Source organism: Azospirillum oryzae, from assembly GCF_900177515.1.
GTDB lineage: Bacteria > Pseudomonadota > Alphaproteobacteria > Azospirillales > Azospirillaceae > Azospirillum > Azospirillum oryzae_A.
The window spans coordinates 40,105-55,632 of sequence record NZ_FXAK01000001.1 but is presented as its reverse complement, the minus strand read 5'-3'; the positions used below and the strand labels follow the sequence as shown (position 1 = coordinate 55,632).

15 protein-coding genes are annotated in these 15,528 nt (G+C 69.1%); 4 read left to right on the top strand and 11 right to left on the bottom strand.

Features of this window, described 5'->3' with window-relative positions:
• The 4 genes from B9N97_RS00260 to B9N97_RS00245 form a co-directional block, all read right to left on the bottom strand.
• Positions 1-1,299 (bottom strand): SLC13 family permease, encoded by a 1,299-nt coding sequence (locus B9N97_RS00260; RefSeq protein WP_085082169.1) that lies wholly within the window; start codon positions 1,297-1,299, stop codon positions 1-3.
• 24 nt (positions 1,300-1,323) lie between these two features.
• Positions 1,324-2,145: an amidohydrolase family protein gene (locus tag B9N97_RS00255; protein ID WP_085082167.1), complete on the bottom strand. Its 822-nt coding sequence runs from the start codon at positions 2,143-2,145 to the stop codon at positions 1,324-1,326.
• 107 nt (positions 2,146-2,252) lie between these two features.
• The gene (locus B9N97_RS00250; RefSeq protein WP_085082165.1) at positions 2,253-2,993 is read right to left on the bottom strand and encodes a GntR family transcriptional regulator; all 741 of its coding nucleotides are present in this window, start codon (positions 2,991-2,993) and stop codon (positions 2,253-2,255) included.
• A gap of 179 nt (positions 2,994-3,172) precedes the next feature.
• On the bottom strand, positions 3,173-3,937 hold the full coding sequence (locus tag B9N97_RS00245; RefSeq protein ID WP_085082163.1) for an SDR family NAD(P)-dependent oxidoreductase: 765 nt from the start codon (positions 3,935-3,937) through the stop codon (positions 3,173-3,175).
• 113 nt (positions 3,938-4,050) lie between these two features.
• Here B9N97_RS00245 and B9N97_RS00240 point away from each other — a divergent pair, with 113 nt between their 5' ends.
• Positions 4,051-4,983 (top strand): LysR family transcriptional regulator, encoded by a 933-nt coding sequence (locus tag B9N97_RS00240; protein WP_085082161.1) that lies wholly within the window; start codon positions 4,051-4,053, stop codon positions 4,981-4,983.
• A 4-nt stretch (positions 4,984-4,987) separates the two neighbouring features.
• On the opposite strand, the gene B9N97_RS00235 is transcribed toward B9N97_RS00240, so the two are convergent.
• From B9N97_RS00235 to B9N97_RS00215, 5 genes are read right to left on the bottom strand one after another with little or no spacing between them, the layout of a single operon-like run.
• Positions 4,988-5,701, bottom strand: a complete 714-nt coding sequence (locus B9N97_RS00235) for a histidine phosphatase family protein (protein WP_085082159.1) — start codon at positions 5,699-5,701, stop codon at positions 4,988-4,990.
• Positions 5,698-6,081 (bottom strand): DUF6285 domain-containing protein, encoded by a 384-nt coding sequence (locus B9N97_RS00230; protein WP_085082157.1) that lies wholly within the window; start codon positions 6,079-6,081, stop codon positions 5,698-5,700. The genes B9N97_RS00235 and B9N97_RS00230 overlap by 4 nt, the downstream gene beginning before the upstream one ends.
• On the bottom strand, positions 6,078-7,142 hold the full coding sequence (locus B9N97_RS00225; RefSeq protein ID WP_085082155.1) for a phosphotransferase family protein: 1,065 nt from the start codon (positions 7,140-7,142) through the stop codon (positions 6,078-6,080). Before B9N97_RS00225 ends, B9N97_RS00230 begins: the two co-directional genes overlap by 4 nt.
• Positions 7,139-8,335 (bottom strand): acyl-CoA dehydrogenase family protein, encoded by a 1,197-nt coding sequence (locus tag B9N97_RS00220; protein WP_085082153.1) that lies wholly within the window; start codon positions 8,333-8,335, stop codon positions 7,139-7,141. Before B9N97_RS00220 ends, B9N97_RS00225 begins: the two co-directional genes overlap by 4 nt.
• A gap of 20 nt (positions 8,336-8,355) precedes the next feature.
• Positions 8,356-9,123 (bottom strand): SDR family NAD(P)-dependent oxidoreductase, encoded by a 768-nt coding sequence (locus B9N97_RS00215; protein ID WP_085082147.1) that lies wholly within the window; start codon positions 9,121-9,123, stop codon positions 8,356-8,358.
• A 151-nt stretch (positions 9,124-9,274) separates the two neighbouring features.
• On the opposite strand from B9N97_RS00215, the gene B9N97_RS00210 reads away from it, so the two are divergent.
• Positions 9,275-9,970: a TetR/AcrR family transcriptional regulator gene (locus B9N97_RS00210; RefSeq protein ID WP_085082146.1), complete on the top strand. Its 696-nt coding sequence runs from the start codon at positions 9,275-9,277 to the stop codon at positions 9,968-9,970.
• On the opposite strand, the gene B9N97_RS00205 is transcribed toward B9N97_RS00210, so the two are convergent.
• Complete coding sequence (locus tag B9N97_RS00205; RefSeq protein WP_085082145.1) at positions 9,967-11,574, bottom strand: class I adenylate-forming enzyme family protein; 1,608 nt, start codon at positions 11,572-11,574, stop codon at positions 9,967-9,969. The two genes, B9N97_RS00210 and B9N97_RS00205, sit on opposite strands and share 4 nt — an antisense overlap.
• Before the next feature lie 186 nt (positions 11,575-11,760).
• On the opposite strand from B9N97_RS00205, the gene B9N97_RS00200 reads away from it, so the two are divergent.
• Positions 11,761-13,377 (top strand): alpha/beta fold hydrolase, encoded by a 1,617-nt coding sequence (locus tag B9N97_RS00200; RefSeq protein WP_085082144.1) that lies wholly within the window; start codon positions 11,761-11,763, stop codon positions 13,375-13,377.
• 24 nt (positions 13,378-13,401) lie between these two features.
• Here B9N97_RS00200 and B9N97_RS00195 read toward each other — a convergent pair whose 3' ends face one another.
• On the bottom strand, positions 13,402-14,250 hold the full coding sequence (locus tag B9N97_RS00195) for an IclR family transcriptional regulator (protein ID WP_085082143.1): 849 nt from the start codon (positions 14,248-14,250) through the stop codon (positions 13,402-13,404).
• Between the two features lie 369 nt (positions 14,251-14,619).
• Between B9N97_RS00195 and B9N97_RS00190 the strand changes: the two genes are divergently transcribed.
• Positions 14,620-15,510: an MBL fold metallo-hydrolase gene (locus tag B9N97_RS00190; protein ID WP_085083213.1), complete on the top strand. Its 891-nt coding sequence runs from the start codon at positions 14,620-14,622 to the stop codon at positions 15,508-15,510.
• Positions 15,511-15,528: the final 18 nt, after the last annotated feature.

Here is a 15,528-nt window from a genome sequence, read left to right as displayed (position 1 = left end):
TCACAGCAGGAAGGTCAGCACGATGTTCGCCAGCACCGCCGCGACGACGCCGAAAGGGGCGGCGCGGAACAGCAGCCGGGTGAACAGCGTGTTGCGCGCCTTTTCCTCCAGCGCCGAGCCGAGGATCAGGCTACCGCCCGACGAGAAGGGCGAGATCGAGGTCGCCTGCGAACCGACGACGATCGCCGTGAACAGCAGAACCGGGCTGACCGACAGGCTGGTCGCCAGCGTCGGCACCAGCGGGAACAGCGTCGGCGTCACCACGCCCAGCGTGCTGGAGAACAGCGACATCACGGCGGCGACGATGCCGAACACCACCGGCAGGAGCAGGGCCGGGATGCTGCTGCCAAGCCAGGCCGCCAGCGCTGCGATGGTCCCGGCCTTGATCGCGACGGAGATCAGCATCCCCATGCCGGAAATCATGATCAGCGTCGACCACGGCACCGACGCGATGGCCTTGCGCTCGTCGCCGAGCTTCAGCAGCAGGGCGATGACGGAGAAGACGCCGGCGATCAGCCCGATGTCGATCTTCGAATTGAGATAGGCCACCGTGGCGTTGCCGGGCATCGCCAGATGCAGCACCGGGCCGAGCAGGACCAGCGCCATCATCGTCAGAGTCAAGGTCAGCGTCATGCGCTGCCGGCCGTCGAGCGGCTCCGGCCGGCCGGTGTCGGCGAGCGAGGCGTTCAGGCTGCGGTGGTTGCCGAACAGGAACAGCATCGCGGTGATGACCAGGAACGGGATGATCAGCGTCGCCGCGAAGATGACCCCGCTGTAGAGGAAGGCGTCGGCGTCGCTGGTGCCGTTCGCCGTCATCAGGCCGCGGAAGATGATACCGCTCTGGCTCGACATGAAATTGGCGCCGGCCAGCGCGCCGTAATTGGCGCCCATCGCCCCCAGCACCATGTCCAGCCCGGTCCGCCGGCACATCAGCAGCGTGATCGGCGCCATGAAGGCGAGCACGGTGTAATAGCCGGCGCCCATCGCCGCGATCAGCGTCGCCGTCACCAGGATGGCGTAGGGCAGAACCCACGGCACGTTGCGGCAACGGTACAGCATATGCTCGGCCAGCTTTTCCAGCGTGCCGTTGACCAGAGCGAAGCTGTAGAACAGACAGACCGAGAAGATGACGAAGAAGATCTTCAGCGGCCACATCTCGATGACGGCGCCGGGTTTCAGCCCGAGACCGAAGCAGCCGAGGATATAGGCGAAGGCGATGGCGAACAGGCCGATGTTGATCTTGGTGACATAGCCCAGAACGACGGCCAGGGCGATGGCCAGCACGATGACGAGGGTCATCGGTTTCCTCCCAGTTTCTGTATTTCAGTCGAATTGGAAAAGCGTTGCCGGATTCCGGACCAGGATCTGCGCCCGCTCCGCCGGATCGGGGATCAGCGCATGCAGCCGGCTCACCTCGGCGGCATAGCCGGTCTCCGCCTCATGCTGGGTGTGGGGCCAGTCGCTGCCCCAGACGAAACGGTGCGAACCGCCGCAGGCCGCGCGCAGCAGGTCCAGGCTGCGCGCCGCGAGGTCGGGCGTCAGCCCGGCACGGTAGGGGGCGGAGAGCTTGACCCAGACGGCCGGCGTCCGGCGCAGCACATCGAGGAAATCGGCATGGCGGCGGATTGCCGGATCGATGCCGCCCTGCGGCAGGCCGAAATGGTCGATCACCACAGTGACGCCGGAGTCGGCGATGGCAGGCACCACCTCCGCGAGGTCGTCGAAGCGGCGCTGGATCTCGACCTGCCAGCGCCGGGATGCCAGGCGGCGGAAGAAGTACTGCCAGGCTGCCGCCCCATAATCCTCCAGATCCCGCCCGACGAGGTTCAGCCGCGCACCGACGAAGCCGAGGGCGCCGAGCCTGTCCAGTTCCTCCGCAGTCACGCCGGGATCGACGACGGCGACCGCGCGCAGCCGTTGGGGATGGGCGCGCAGGGCGGCTTCGATCAGGCTGTTGTCGGTGCCGAGGAAGCTGGGCTGGATCAGCACGCCATGGCTGAACCCCGCCTTGTCCTGCAGCGCGAACCAGTCCGACAACTCCGCCGCATAGGCCGGGCTGTAGCGCCGGCCGGCGGCCATCGGCAGGTCCGGGCGGAAAATATGGGCATGCGTGTCGATGCCCCTGATCGGGGGGTGTGCGGTCATCGGTCGATCCATACAGGCAATAGGGGGGCGGCCTCCGCCGCGAGGGGGAGGGTCCGGGAAAGGCCGCAATGAGGGAGCGCGCCGGAAACCGGTTCCGGCGCTGCGGGTCAGCTCAGGCGGCTGCGGTACCGGAAGCGCTCGGCGGGGCCTTGGGCGATGCGCCATTCGACCGCGGTGCCGTCCACGGTGAAGGCGGTGCGTTCGATCACCGCGGTGGGCGCCCCCTCCGCAAGGCCCAGCCGCGCCGCGACCTTGGCGGAGGCCGCCGCGAAGCTGACGTCATCGACGGCGCTGGCGATGAAAACGTTGAAGCGCTCGTGATAAAGCGGATAGAGCAGCGGCCCGAATTGGGACTCGTCCAACTCCACGATGCCGTCGAAACGGGCGCGCGGCAGCCAGATCTCCTCCGACAGCAACAGGGCGTCAGACTGGCCGCGCAGGCGGTCGAGGCGGATGCAGTCGGCGGTGCCGAGAATTTTGGCGACGGCGGCCGGAGCGATGGCGGCCGTGCGGGCGATGATCCGGCTCGACGGGATCGTCGCCTCGCCATCGGCGGACTGGACCGCGAAGAAACGGAACAGCGAGGCGTTGAAGGCGCGCTTGCGCAGATAGGTTCCGGAACCCTGGCGCCGTTCGAGAAGCCCCTCGTCGACCAGCGTCTGGATCGCTTTGCGCACGGTGCCGACCGACAGCCCGGTTTCGGCGGTCAGCTGGTTTTCCGACGGCAGCGCGGTGTCCGGCCCCCATTCGCCACGCGCCACCCGGGTGGCCAACGCGTCGCGCAGCTGCAGATAGGCCGGCAGCCGCCGATCCGGCAGTGGGGCTGAAGCAGAATCATGCTGTGGCATCGATATCCTCCCACAGCCATCCTGTCGCATATGGGTGCGGCGGTCAACAAGTTCTATATAGAACTATATGAGCGGCCTGCGGACACGACACGGCCCCCCTTGCGGCAGCGTTTCTCAACGCAGCCGCAAGGGGGGCCAACCGATGATCGGATGCAAAGGCTGTGGGCCGGAACCGCCCGTCAGACCTGGGCCATGCCGCCGTCGGCGAACAGCTCGATACCGTTGACGAAGCTGCTGTCGTCGGACGCCAGGAAGACGGCGGCCTTGGCGATCTCGTCCGGGTCGCCGACACGGCCCAGCGGCACCTGGGCGGCCAGATAATCCACCAGCCCCTGCTGCTGCGCCGCGTCGGGACCGGCCAGTTCGACCAGACCCGGCGTGCGGACCGGGCCGGGGCTCAGCGTGTTGACGCGGATGCCGCGGTCCTTCAGGTCGAGGATCCAGCTGCGGGCGAAGTTGCGCACAGCCGCCTTGCTGGCGCTGTAGACGCTGAAGGCCGCCGTGCCCATGCTGCCGGCGGTGGAGCCGGCGAGGATCACCGAAGAACCGCGACCGAGCAGCGGCAGCGCCTTCTGTACGGTGAACAGCACGCCCTTCACATTGCGGTTGAAGGTGTCGTCGAACTGGTCCTCCGTGATCTCGCCCAGCGGCAGCATGCTGCCGCCGCCGGCATTGGCGTAGAGCACGTCGAGCCGGCCCGCCTCGCTCTTGATTTGCGCATAGAGCCGGTCGAGATCGGCGAGGTTGGACGAATCCGCCTGCACCCCGGTCGCTTTGCCGCCGGCCGCAACGATCGCCGCGACCGCAGCATCCAGTTCGCCCTTGCGGCGGCCGGTGAGATAGACGGTGGCGCCTTCGGCGGCGAACCGCTTGGCCGCGGCGAGGCCGATGCCGCTGTTGGCGCCGGTGACGAGGGCGATCTTGCCGTCAAGCTTGCGTGACATCTGAAATCTCCTTGGGAATGGGTCATCTTCTGGAGACAAATCTATCGACGGCGGATACACACCGAAATAGAAACGGTTGAAAACCATCGTTGCAGAATTGCGCAGGATTGACGATGTCGAAGCTGCCGGATTTCGAAGGGCTGGCGATGTTCGCCAAGGTGGCGGAGGAACGCTCCTTCGCCGCTGCGGCCCGTGCCATGGGGGTGTCGGTCGCCACCGTGTCGCGTGCGGTCAGCCGGCTGGAGGAACGGCTGGGCGCGCGGCTGTTCAACCGCACCTCGCGCCGGCTGGCCTTGACCGATTTCGGCCATTCCCTGGCCGAACGCGCGACCCGTCTCTATGACGAGGCGGAAGCGGCGGAAAACGCGGTGCGCGAGATGTCCAGCCGCCCGCGCGGCCTGATCCGGTTCGCCGTGCCGATGTCGTTCGGGCTGCGCTGGGTGACGCCGCTGCTGCCGGAGTTCTTCCGTCTCTATCCGGAGATCTCCATCGACCTCCACCTGAGCGATGCCACCGTCGATCTGGTGGGGGACGGCTTCGACGCCGCTCTGCGCATCGCGGTGCTGCCGGACAGTTCGCTGGTGGCGCGGCGGCTGTGCGGGGTGTCGCCGGTGGTGCTCGCGGCCCCCAGCTATCTCGCCCGCCATGGCGAGCCGCGCCATCCGCGCGAGCTGAACGGCCATCATTGCCTGGGCTACGCCTATCGCCGGCGGCAGGACATCTGGCACTTCACCAACGGCGCCGGCGAGGAGGAAAGCGTCACGCCCTCCGGCCCGCTGCGCGTCACCAACGCCGACGCGCTGGTGCCGATGCTGCTGGAGGGGCTGGCCATCGCCGAACTGCCGGAATTCATGGCGGCCGAGCATCTGGCAACGGGACGGCTGACCGCCATCCTGACCGACTGGTCGCTGCCGAAGGGCGGCCTCTACTTCATCACGCCGTCGGCCCGCACGCGGCCGGCCAAGGTCGGCGTGCTTGCCGATTTCCTGATAGAGCGCCTGTCGGAACCGGCCTGGCGCCGCCGCATCGACGGTGCCGGAAGTTAGTCCCTCAATCCAGCGCCAGCAGCGGCCCGAACGCCTCCTCCAGGCTGCTGCGGTGCAGGCCGATCTTCGCCGGGTTGCCCGGCGTCACATTCACCGCGCGGATCAGGCGGCGGACCACCCGGCCGGCCGTCACATCCACGTCGATGATGTTGACGCAGCCGTAATCCTGCTCGAACGCCGACAGCGCCGACAGGCCGGCGCCGCAGGCCCAGGACAGCAGCATGCGGTTGACGCCGTCATGGGCGATCAGCGCCAGATGGGTCCAGCCCGGCTGCCGCACCAGCGCCTCGACGGCCGACACCACGCGGTCGCGCACGGCGGCGAAGCCGTCGCCGCCGGCGAAGCGCCCGTCCTCCGTCGCCGCCTCGAAGCCATAGACGTAAGCCGCCTCCCGCTGCTCCTTCGGCACCTCCGACAACCGGCCGGCGCGGATTTCCAGGAAATCGGGGTGGTCCTCCACCGGCAGACGGTGCGGCGCGGCGACCGGTTCGGCCGTCTGCCGCGTGCGGGCAAGGCCGGAACACAGCACGCGGTCCAGCGGCACGCCGGCCAGCAGGGCGCCGGCCGCCTGCGCCTCCGCCCGCCCGCGGTCGGTCAAGGCGGCCAGCTTCGGGTTCAGCGGTTTGCCCTCGGCGTCGTAATAGGCGACATGGCCGTGACGCAGCAGGTAGATGCGGCGGCGCGCGACCGTGCCGGGCAGCGGCGGAAACAGGCTCATCGCTCGGCGTCCTGTCCTTCGGCGGCCAGACGTTTGGGATTGCTCAGCGCCAGCCTCGCCCGCGTGATGTCCTTCAGCACCGCCCGCAAGGCCGCCTGTTGGTCAGGCGTGTCGAAGCGTCCGGCGTCGATGGCGGCGCAGAGCTTCGGCAGCAAATCCGGAAGGTCGCCGTCCTCGCCCAGCAGGCCGCCAACGGCGGCAGCCAGGGCCGGTTCGGCCGCGGTGCCGGCCGCCAGCTCCCGCTCCGCCACCCCCAGCGCATTGGCGATCATCAGCGCGGTGAAGCGCTGCTCGGCCGGAACCACCAGCAGGATCGCCTCGCGGAAGCTGCGGAGCGCGATGGCGACCAGATCGCGGGCGCCGGGATCGTCGTTGATCATGCTCCACCTCCGAACATGGGGAAGCCGCCGACGCGGTCGAGGTGGCGCAGCAGATCCATTTCGATCTCCGGCAGCATCCGGCCGGTCAACGCCAGTTCCAGCGACGGTTCGGTGCCGGAAATGTGGCGCTGCGCCTGCTGGATGGCGATGACCGCCCAGCGCATGCAGGCCGCGGCCTCCCAATAGGCGACGGCGTCCGCATCCACCCGCCGCCCGGCGGTCTCCTCATAGCCGGCATAAAGGTCGGTGCGGTCGGCGATGCCGCCGGCCTCACGGTCGTTGCGGCCGAAGCGCCAGCAGGCGGCGCAGAACCAGCCCAGATCCTCCATCGGGTCGGACCAGCCCGCGAATTCCCAATCGATGATCGCGGTGAGCCTGTCCCCATCGACCATGTAGTTGCCGGTGCGGTAGTCGCGATGGCACAGCACGAGGTCGCCGGCCGGCGGCGCGTTCCGTTCCAGCCAGCGCAGCCCATAGGCCAGCACCGGATCGCTGGCGGCATAGCGCCCGGCCCAGCGGCGGAAATCGGCCGCCGCCTGCAGGGCCGCCGTCGGTTCGGGCAACGCCAGGAACTCCAGCCCTTCCGCACCCGGCCGCACCCGGTGGATCAGGCCGAGCTGCCGGCCGAGTTCACGGGCCAGATCGCGCCGCGGCTCCTCGCTCTTGACCATGCGGAAACCGGCGGCGATGCCCGCCGCCCGCCGCATGATGTAGAAGGGCGCGCCCAGCATCGCCGGATCGGCGCCGACGAACAGCGGCTCCGGCACGGTGGCGCCGACGGCGAAGACGGCGCGCAGGACCGCGGCCTCCTCCGCCTTGCCCAGGCTGGCCGACACGCCCGACGCCGAACCGGTGCGCAGCACGCAAGGGTGGTTCCCCGCCAGCGGGCCGCCGTCGATCTCCAGCGTGACCGCGAGGTTGAGCGAGATGGCGCCGCCGCTGAGCCGCCCCTCGTCGATGACGGCGACCGCCCGCGCTTCCGCCTGCCCGGCCAGCCAGGACTCCAGCGCCGCTTTCCGGGCGGGATCCAATCCGGGAGTGGGCTTCGGAGCGCCGCTCACCGCCAGCCCCAGAAATCGTCGCCCTCGGCGAGGTAGCTGCGGCTCAACACCATCTTGTGGACCTCCGACGCGCCGTCGACCAGCTTGGCCTGCCGGGCGTAGCGGTAGATCCACTCCAGCACCGTGTCCTTGGAATAACCGCGCGCGCCGCAGAGCTGGATCGCCGTGTCAGCCGCCTTGAACAGCGTGTCGGCGACCTGGACCTTGGCCATCGACACTTCCTTGCGGGCGAAGCTGCCGCTGTCCAGCGCGTGCGCCGCCTTCATGGTCAGCAGCCGGCCGATCTCGATCTGCATCGCCGTCTCGCCCAGCATCCACTGCACGCCTTCATGCTCGGCCAGCGGAATCCCGAAGCTCTCGCGTTCCTTCACATAGGCGCCGGCGATCTCCAGACAGCGCTTGGCGAGGCCGGTCCAGCGCATGCAGTGGGTCAGCCGTGCCGGGCCAAGGCGGATCTGCGTCGCCTTCAGCCCGTCGCCGACCTTCATCAGCACATTCTCGTCCGCAATCTCCAGCCCGTGGAAGATCAGCTCGCAATGGCCGCCATGCTCCTCCGGCCCCATGATCGGGATGCGGCGCTCGATGCGCCAGCCGGGCTGGTCCTTGTCGAACAGGAAGGCGGTCAGACCCTTGCGCGGATCGTCGGACGTGCGCGCCATCAGGATGAAGTGCTGCGCGGCGTCGGCCCCGGTGATGAACCACTTGCGGCCCGTCACCACCCAGCGGTCGCCCTTGCGCTCCGCCCTGGTCTTCATCATCGACGGGTCGGAGCCGCCGCCCGGATGCGGTTCGGTCATGGCGAAGGCGCTGCGCACCCGCCCCTCGACGATGGGGGCGAGCCAGCGCTCCTTCTGCGCCGGGGTGCCGACCATGCTAAGGAGCCGCATGTTACCGTCGTCGGGGGCGGCGGCGTTGAAGCAGACCGGCCCAAAGATGGAGCGGTTCATCTCCTCGTAGCAGGCGGCGACGCCGACCATCGGCAACCCGTGGCCGCCGGCCTCCTTCGGCAGTTGCAGCGTCCACAGCCCGGCCGCTTTCACCTTGGCGCGCAGCGCCTCCAGCGGGGCTTCGGCGATGTTCTCGTGCTCGTCCCAATTGGCGCGGTCGGCCTCGACGGGAAGGATCTCCTGCTCGACGAAGGCGCGGACGCGGCGGCGATAGTCTTCCAGCTCCGGCGGAAGGGTGAAGTCCATGGAACCGCTCCTTAATCTTTTTAAAGCGAGGAGACCAGATGGCCGCCGTCGACGGCCAGCACCGATCCGGTCATGTAGGCGCCGGCATCGGACGCCAGTAGAAGCAGCGGCCCGTCCAGATCGGCCAGCCGGCCGAGCCGGCGCTGCGGGATGCGCTTGACCAGCGCCTTGCCGGCGTCGCTGGCGAAGAAATCGGCGTTCAGTTCGGTCTCGACATAGCCGGGGCAGAGCGCGTTGACGCGGATGCCGTAGCGCGCCAGTTCCAGCGCCATCGCCTTGGTCAGCTGCACCAGCCCGCCCTTGGCGGCGATGTAGGACGACACCTGCCCCGCCACCCGCATGCCGAGGATGGAGGCGATGTTGACGATGGCCCCGCCCTGCTTGTCGTCGCGCATGCGCTGCGCTACCGCGCGCGCCACGCGGGCGCAGCCGGTCAGGTTGGTGTCGACCACCCGGTCCCACTCCTCCTCGCTCATGTCGAGGAAGGGGCGCGTGGCGGTGACGCCGGCATTGTTGACGAGGATGTCGATGCGGCCCAGCGCGTCCCACGCCTCCCCCACCGCTGCGGTGACGGAGGCCGGATCGGTCACGTCCATGGCGACGACGACGGCGCTGCCGCCGGCGGCTTCAATGGCGGCGCGCGTTTCGGCCAGCGCGTCGGTCCGCCGCGCGGCCAGCGCGACACGGGCGCCCGCCTTGGCCAGAACACCGGCGAAATGGCGGCCGAGACCGCTGGAGGCGCCGGTGACCAGCGCCGTCTTGCCGGTCAGGTCGATGGAGACGCTCATGCTTCCTCCCATGGTCGGGATTTCCTGACGAGGCGGCCGAGGCACGGCCCCGAACAGCACCCTTGAAAAAACGAGCGAGCGCTCGCTTTATATCCTTACAGCCGATCCTGTGCAAGAACGATCGGTGTCGCAAACGATAGGGCAGCCGGGTATGAGCAGCTTGCGGGATTTCCAGGCACGGCACGATCTGTCGATGGAGGCGCTGTGCGCGCGCATCCTGGAACGGCATGCCGCGACCATCCGGGTGAAGAAGCCGGCGGTCGCCATTGCCAACCTCGCGCGGATCGTCGAAACCACCCTGACGCTGGCGAACCGCAAGGGCTTCCATTCCACCAGCCTGCGCGACCTGACCGAACAGTCGGGGCTGAGCATGGGCGCGCTCTACGCTTATTTCGACAGCAAGGACACGCTGCTGATGATGATCCTGGGTCAGGTCGTCGGCGTGGTGGAGGAGGTGCTGGGCCGCCCGCCCGGCGGGCTGGCGAACGACCCGGCCGGCCGGCTGCGCTGGCTTCTGCGCACCCACCTGTTCCTGACCGAGACCATGCATCCCTGGTTCGTCTTCGCCTATATGGAGGCGAAGTCCTTCCCCAAGGACGGGCGCGACCTTGCCGTCAGCAGCGAGATGATGACGGAGGGCATGATCGCCGACGCGCTGGCCGACGGCGTCGCCCGCGGCCTGTTCGCCGTGCCCGACGTGACGATGACGGCGGCGCTGATCAAGCCGATGCTGCAGGACTGGTACGTCAAACGCGCCAAGCACCGCCGCCGCGGCATCACGCCCGACCTCTATGCCGAGCAGCTGATCGCCTTCGTCGAGGCGGCGGTGGGGCTGAGGCGCGCCTAGGTCACGGACACCTGATCGCGCAGCACCCGCTTGGTCACCTTGCCGTTGGCGTTGCGCGGCAGCGCATCTCCCAGCAGCGTGACGTAATCTGGCACCTTGTACTCGGCGAGATTGGCGCGGCAGAAGTCGCGCACGTCGTCGGCGGTCAGGCTGCCGGACTTGGAAATCACGAAGACATGGATCTTCTCGCCCAGCACCGGATCGGGATGGGCGACCACCGCCGCCTCCACCACGTCGGCATGGCGGACCAGCAGGTTTTCGACCTCGACGCTGTAGATCTTATGGCCGCCGCGGTTGATGACGTCGTTCTTGCGGTCGTAGAGCCGCAGATAGCCCTGCTCGTCCAGCGCGCCGATGTCGCCGGAGCGCCAATAGCCGTCGACGAAGCTGTCGCGGGTGGCATCCTCGCGGTTCCAATAGCCGCGGATGGTCATGGGACCACGGATCCAGACCTCCCCGCTCACCCCCGGCGGGCATTCGCGGCCCTGTTCGTCGATGATGCGCAGGTCGCCGCAGGGCACGCACATGCCGACCGAATCCAGGCAGGCGCGGGTGTGGCCGATGGGGACCACGCTAATGATGGTGGCGCATTCGGTGGAGCCGTAGGCGTTCAGCAGATGCAGGTCGGGCAGACGTTCCGCCATCGCCTCCACCGTCGCTTCGGGCATCGGCGCGCCGCCGAAGCCGCCGATCCGCCAGGATGACAGGTCGTAGCGGCTGAAGTCGGCGCGCAGCAGGCAGAGATTGTACATGGCCGGCACCAGCACGGTGGTGGTCATGCGCTCCCGGCTTGCCAGCTCCAGGAAACCGGCGACGTCGAAGGCCGGCATCATCACGGTGCAGCCGGCGACGCGGATCATCGCCATGATGACGGCGACCAGCCCGGTGACGTGGGACGCCGGAACCGCCAACACCGCCCGCTCGCCCTCGCGATAGTCCCAGCATTCCTCGAAATGCATGGCGGAGTGGATGATGTTCACGTGGGACAGCAGCGCGCCCTTCGGCTTGCCGGTGGTGCCGGAGGTGTAGAGGATGACGGCGGTGTCCTCCTCCCGCTGCGGCGCTGCGGAGTCCGGAAGCGGGGCGCCGGTTTCCAGCAACTCCTCGAAGGGGCGGCAGCCGTCCGCCACGCCGCCGGCCGAGACGCGCGAGACGAGCGACGGCACCTCCCCTGCGTCGGGCATGCGGTCGGCGAGCGCCGCGTCGTGGATCAGAATCGAGGCGCCGCAGTCGTTCAGGATGCCGGCAATGCCCGGCCGCTGTTCCCGCGCGCTGACCGGCACCGCGACGATGCCGGCACGGGCCGCCGCCAGCAGGGCGATCAGGAATTCCGCGCGGTTGCTGAGCACCAGCGCCATGCGGTCGCCCGGCCGGGCGCCTTGCGCCAGCAGGACCGCGGCGGCGCGCGTCACCAGCGCGTCCAGTTGCCCGTAGCTGTACCGCCGCTCCCCATCTACCAGAGCCTCGCCATGCGGCCGGCGGGCGACGGCGGCGCGGAGCATGGCGTCGATGGTGGCGGGACGCTCGCTGTAGCATGGTACGAGACGCGTGCCGAAAAGCAGCTCGCGCCGTTTGGGAACGCCCGTTCCGTCCGGCCAGGCCATGCCCGTCCTCCCTGACGATTTCGTTGAAATGAATGGCGGCGGCATTGCGGTGGTGGTGGTGCCGCCCTTGTCGCTGTTGCAGAAACTATGTCATCCTATGAACTGAGTGTCAAACAGCGGCACCGTCAGTGCAGCAAACAAAATGGGCTGGCGCGGTCCTCGCGCCGGCCGATCGGGAGGAAACCGATGCCGACACCCCATTATGTGACCCTTACCGACGGCCAGATGCGCGTCTGGCGCAGCGGCTCGGGACCGGATCTGCTGGTCCTGCCCGGCCTGATCGAAGCGGCGTCGGTGTGCGCCGACAGGCTGTCGTGCGCCCTGCCGGGCTGGACCGTCACCGCGCTCGACCTTCCGGGAACCGGCGGGTCGGTCACCTGCTGGGCGGAGGACATCGCCGGGCTGGCCCGCCTGATCGCCGATGCCGCCGGCCGGCTCGGCCTGCCCGCCTGTCCGCTGCTCGCCTTCGATCTCGCAGCGCCGCTGGCCCGTGCCTTGCCCGAGGCGGGGTGGAGGCCCGACGAGGTGCTTCTGGTCAATGCCGCCATGGCGGAAGGCTGGAGCGAGCGCAGACTGCACCCCGCCCCGCTGGCGCCCCGCGCCGACGGAACCCATCTGGCGGTGCTGTGGGCGCATCTGCGTGACGCCCATGTGCTGGAACCGCGCGACGCCGGCCATCCGGCCAAAGCCGGCGCCCCCCTGCCCGCCCCCGCCGAACTGGACGCTATGCTGCGCAACGCCGCCGGAGCACCGGCGCGCTACGAGGCGCTGTGGTCCATCTGCCTTGACGCGGTGCGGAGCACGTCAGAGTCCACCGATGGGACGGTTCGGTTCGAGGGGCTGGACGAGGCCGCCGCTCATCTCGCGCCGATGGCCGCCGGCCGAAAGCCCGCCGGGCCGTTGCCGCCGACGCGGCCCTTCGCGGATCCGCTGCGGGTCTGGCACGACTACGCCGACACGCCCGCCGGCCGGGTCCATCTGCGCCGCGCCGGGCGCGGCCGGGCGCTGCTGGCCTTCCAGTCGGCGCCGGGGTCGTCGGCACCGCTGCTGCCGCTGTTGCATGGGTTGGCGCCGGGACGGGAGGTCATCGCCCCCGACTATCTCGGCAATGGCGACTCCGACAAGCCGGAGCGCGCGGTGGACATCGGCGTGCTGGCCGACGACATGCTGGCGCTGGCCGATGCGCTTGCTCTGGAGAGCTTCGACCTGTGGGGAACCCACACCGGCGCGCTGGTCGCGCTGGACCTGACCGTGCGCCATCCCGACCGTGTCGGCCGTGCCGTGCTGGAGGCGCCGGTGCTGATCCCCGCCGACTTCAGCGCCGACATCCTCGACCACTATTTCCCGCCGCTGGCCCCCGACCGCTGGGGGCTGCATCTGCTCCAGGCCTGGAACATGCGGCGGGACATGTTCCTGTTCTGGCCGTGGTACCGGCAGGAGCGTGCCGCCGCCCGCGCCATCGGCGTTCCCGACGCGGCGGTGCTGCATGACTGGACCATGGGCTTGCTGGCGAGCGGCGGGCATTACGACCGCTCCTACCGCGCCGCCTTCCGCTACGACACCCGGGCGGCATTGGTGCGCCTGACCCGGCCGGCCCTGATCTGCGCCGGCCCGGCCGACATGCTGGTCGAAGGGCTGGCGGAGGCGCGGACGCTCGCCCCGGCCGGAACCGAGGTCATGCCGACCCCCGCCACCGTCTGGTATCCCGGCCAGGGTGACGAGGCGGTGCGGGCGACCATCGACTGCTACGCCGCTTTCCTGACTGCAGGGTCGGACATGGCGAATCCGCACCCGGTGGCATAGCGTGACACCACGCCCGCCCCCGCCTCAGCCGCCGATGGCGGATTGGGCGCGGGCGGCGCGGTGCAGCGGCGGCGCCGACAGGGAATAGAGGTTGGCCGAGATTTCGCGCACGGCCTCGCGCATCTCCTCCAGGAAATTGGGCTGGCCGTTGCGGACGATGTGGGGGGTCAGGCCGGTCAGGCTGACGGCGGCCACCAACCGGCCGTCGGGATCGAACAGCGGCATGGCGATGGCGGCCAGCCCCTCGATCACGTCATCGACCGCCACCGACCATCCGCGCCCGCGCACCTCCTCCAACTCCTTCGCCAACTGGCGCGGGTCGGTGGTGGTGTGGGGGGTGAGGCGCGTGGTCCCGCGCGCCAGCACGCGGTCGACCTCCGTCTCCGGCAGATAGGCCAGCAGCACGCGCGGCGCGGCACCGCAATTCATCGGCAGCTGCCCGCCGACGATCCACCAGCGCACCTCCACCGAGCGGTCGCTGTGGAACTGGTCCAGGCACACGGCCGATCCGTCGTGATAGACCGACAGGAACACGGTGCTGCCCGTGGTCTTCGCCAGCCGCGACAGGATGGTGGAGGCGATCTGGCGCAGGTCGCGCCGTTCCGGCACCGCCCCCGCCAGCTTCAGGATCTCCAGACCCAGGCTGTATTTCTGGCTCTGCGCATCGAAGACGGCGAAGCCGTCCTGCACCAGCGTCAGGAGGATGCGCCGCGCCGTCCCCTTGTCGAGCTTCGCGGCGGTCGCGACCTCCGTCAGGGTCAGGGTCGGTCCCTCCTGATAGAAGCTGCGCAGCACGGCCAAGGCCCGCGACACCGCGCGGACGCTCAGTCCGTTCTTTTCCGTGCCCTGGTTGTCGTCCTGTTCGGTGTCCATACGCTCAAGCCCCTTATGGATGTCCCGCATCTCGAGTCCAGGCGGAAGCCCCGCCGCCCGGCACAGCCGACGGAGGGTGGCGAAACCGCCCTCATCCCGTCGCGGTAGCAGCGCGCCGGCTAGCATTGAAGAGCCGCGCTCCCTTGCGCAACCCCTTTCCGCCATCCCCGGCGCGGCCCACCGTTCGTGTCAAACAGTGACACCATTTTTGCCTGTTGACACTGCAGAGCGCAAATGGTTTCCTTTGCCAACAAACAGAACAAGCGCGCCGCCATCGCCTTCGCGGATGGCCGGCGCCCCATGTTCCGGCCCGCCGCTGTCCCCCGCTTTTCCGGACCGGCCGCCGGCACCCTGCACGAGGGGAGGACAATGCACACCATCGCCCTGGGTGCGTTCACGGTCACGCGGATCGAGGAAATGCTGACGCCGGGTTTCGACCCCGGCTTCCTGTTTCCGGCCTATGACGAGGCGATCCTGACCAGGAACCCCGAACTGGCCGAGCCGAACTTCCTCGACCCGGCGTCGCGGCGCCTGATGTCGAGCATGCACAGCTGGCTGATCCGCACCGGCCGCCATGTGATCCTGATCGACACCGGCTGCGGCAACCACAAGGAACGCCACACGCCGGGCTTCGAGCGCTTCCACATGCTCGACAAACCCTATCTGCGCCACCTCGCCGAGGCCGGCGTGCGGCCGGAAGACGTGACGCTGGTCATCAACACCCACCTGCACATCGACCATGTCGGCTGGAACACACAGCTGGTCGACGGGCGCTGGGTCCCGACCTTCCCCAACGCCCGCTACATCTACGGCGCGCAGGAGTTCAAGCACTGGCGCAGCCCGGAGGGCGGGCTGATCGGCATGCCGGGCAACGGCCCGGTCATGGAGGACAGCGTCATGCCGGTGTGGGAAGCCGGTCAGGTCGACCTGATCGAGGACGGCGACAGCATCCTCGACGGCCTGTCGGTGGAGCTGGCCCCCGGCCACACCGCCGGGCAGATGTTCGTCCGGCTGGAGTCGGACCGCCATGCCGCCTACTTCACCGGCGACTGCCTGCACCAGCCGATGCAGGTGGCGCGTCCCGACTGGAACAGCCGCTTCTGCGAGGATCAGGTCCAGGCGGTGGCGACCCGCCGCCGGCTGCTCGACCATGCCGCCGACCGCGGCGCCCTGGTCTTCCCCGCCCATTTCGGCGCGCCCCACACCGGCTATGTGCGCCGCACTGGCGAGACCTTCCGGTTCGAACCGCTCGCGGCCTGATCGAAGTCAGTCCGACCT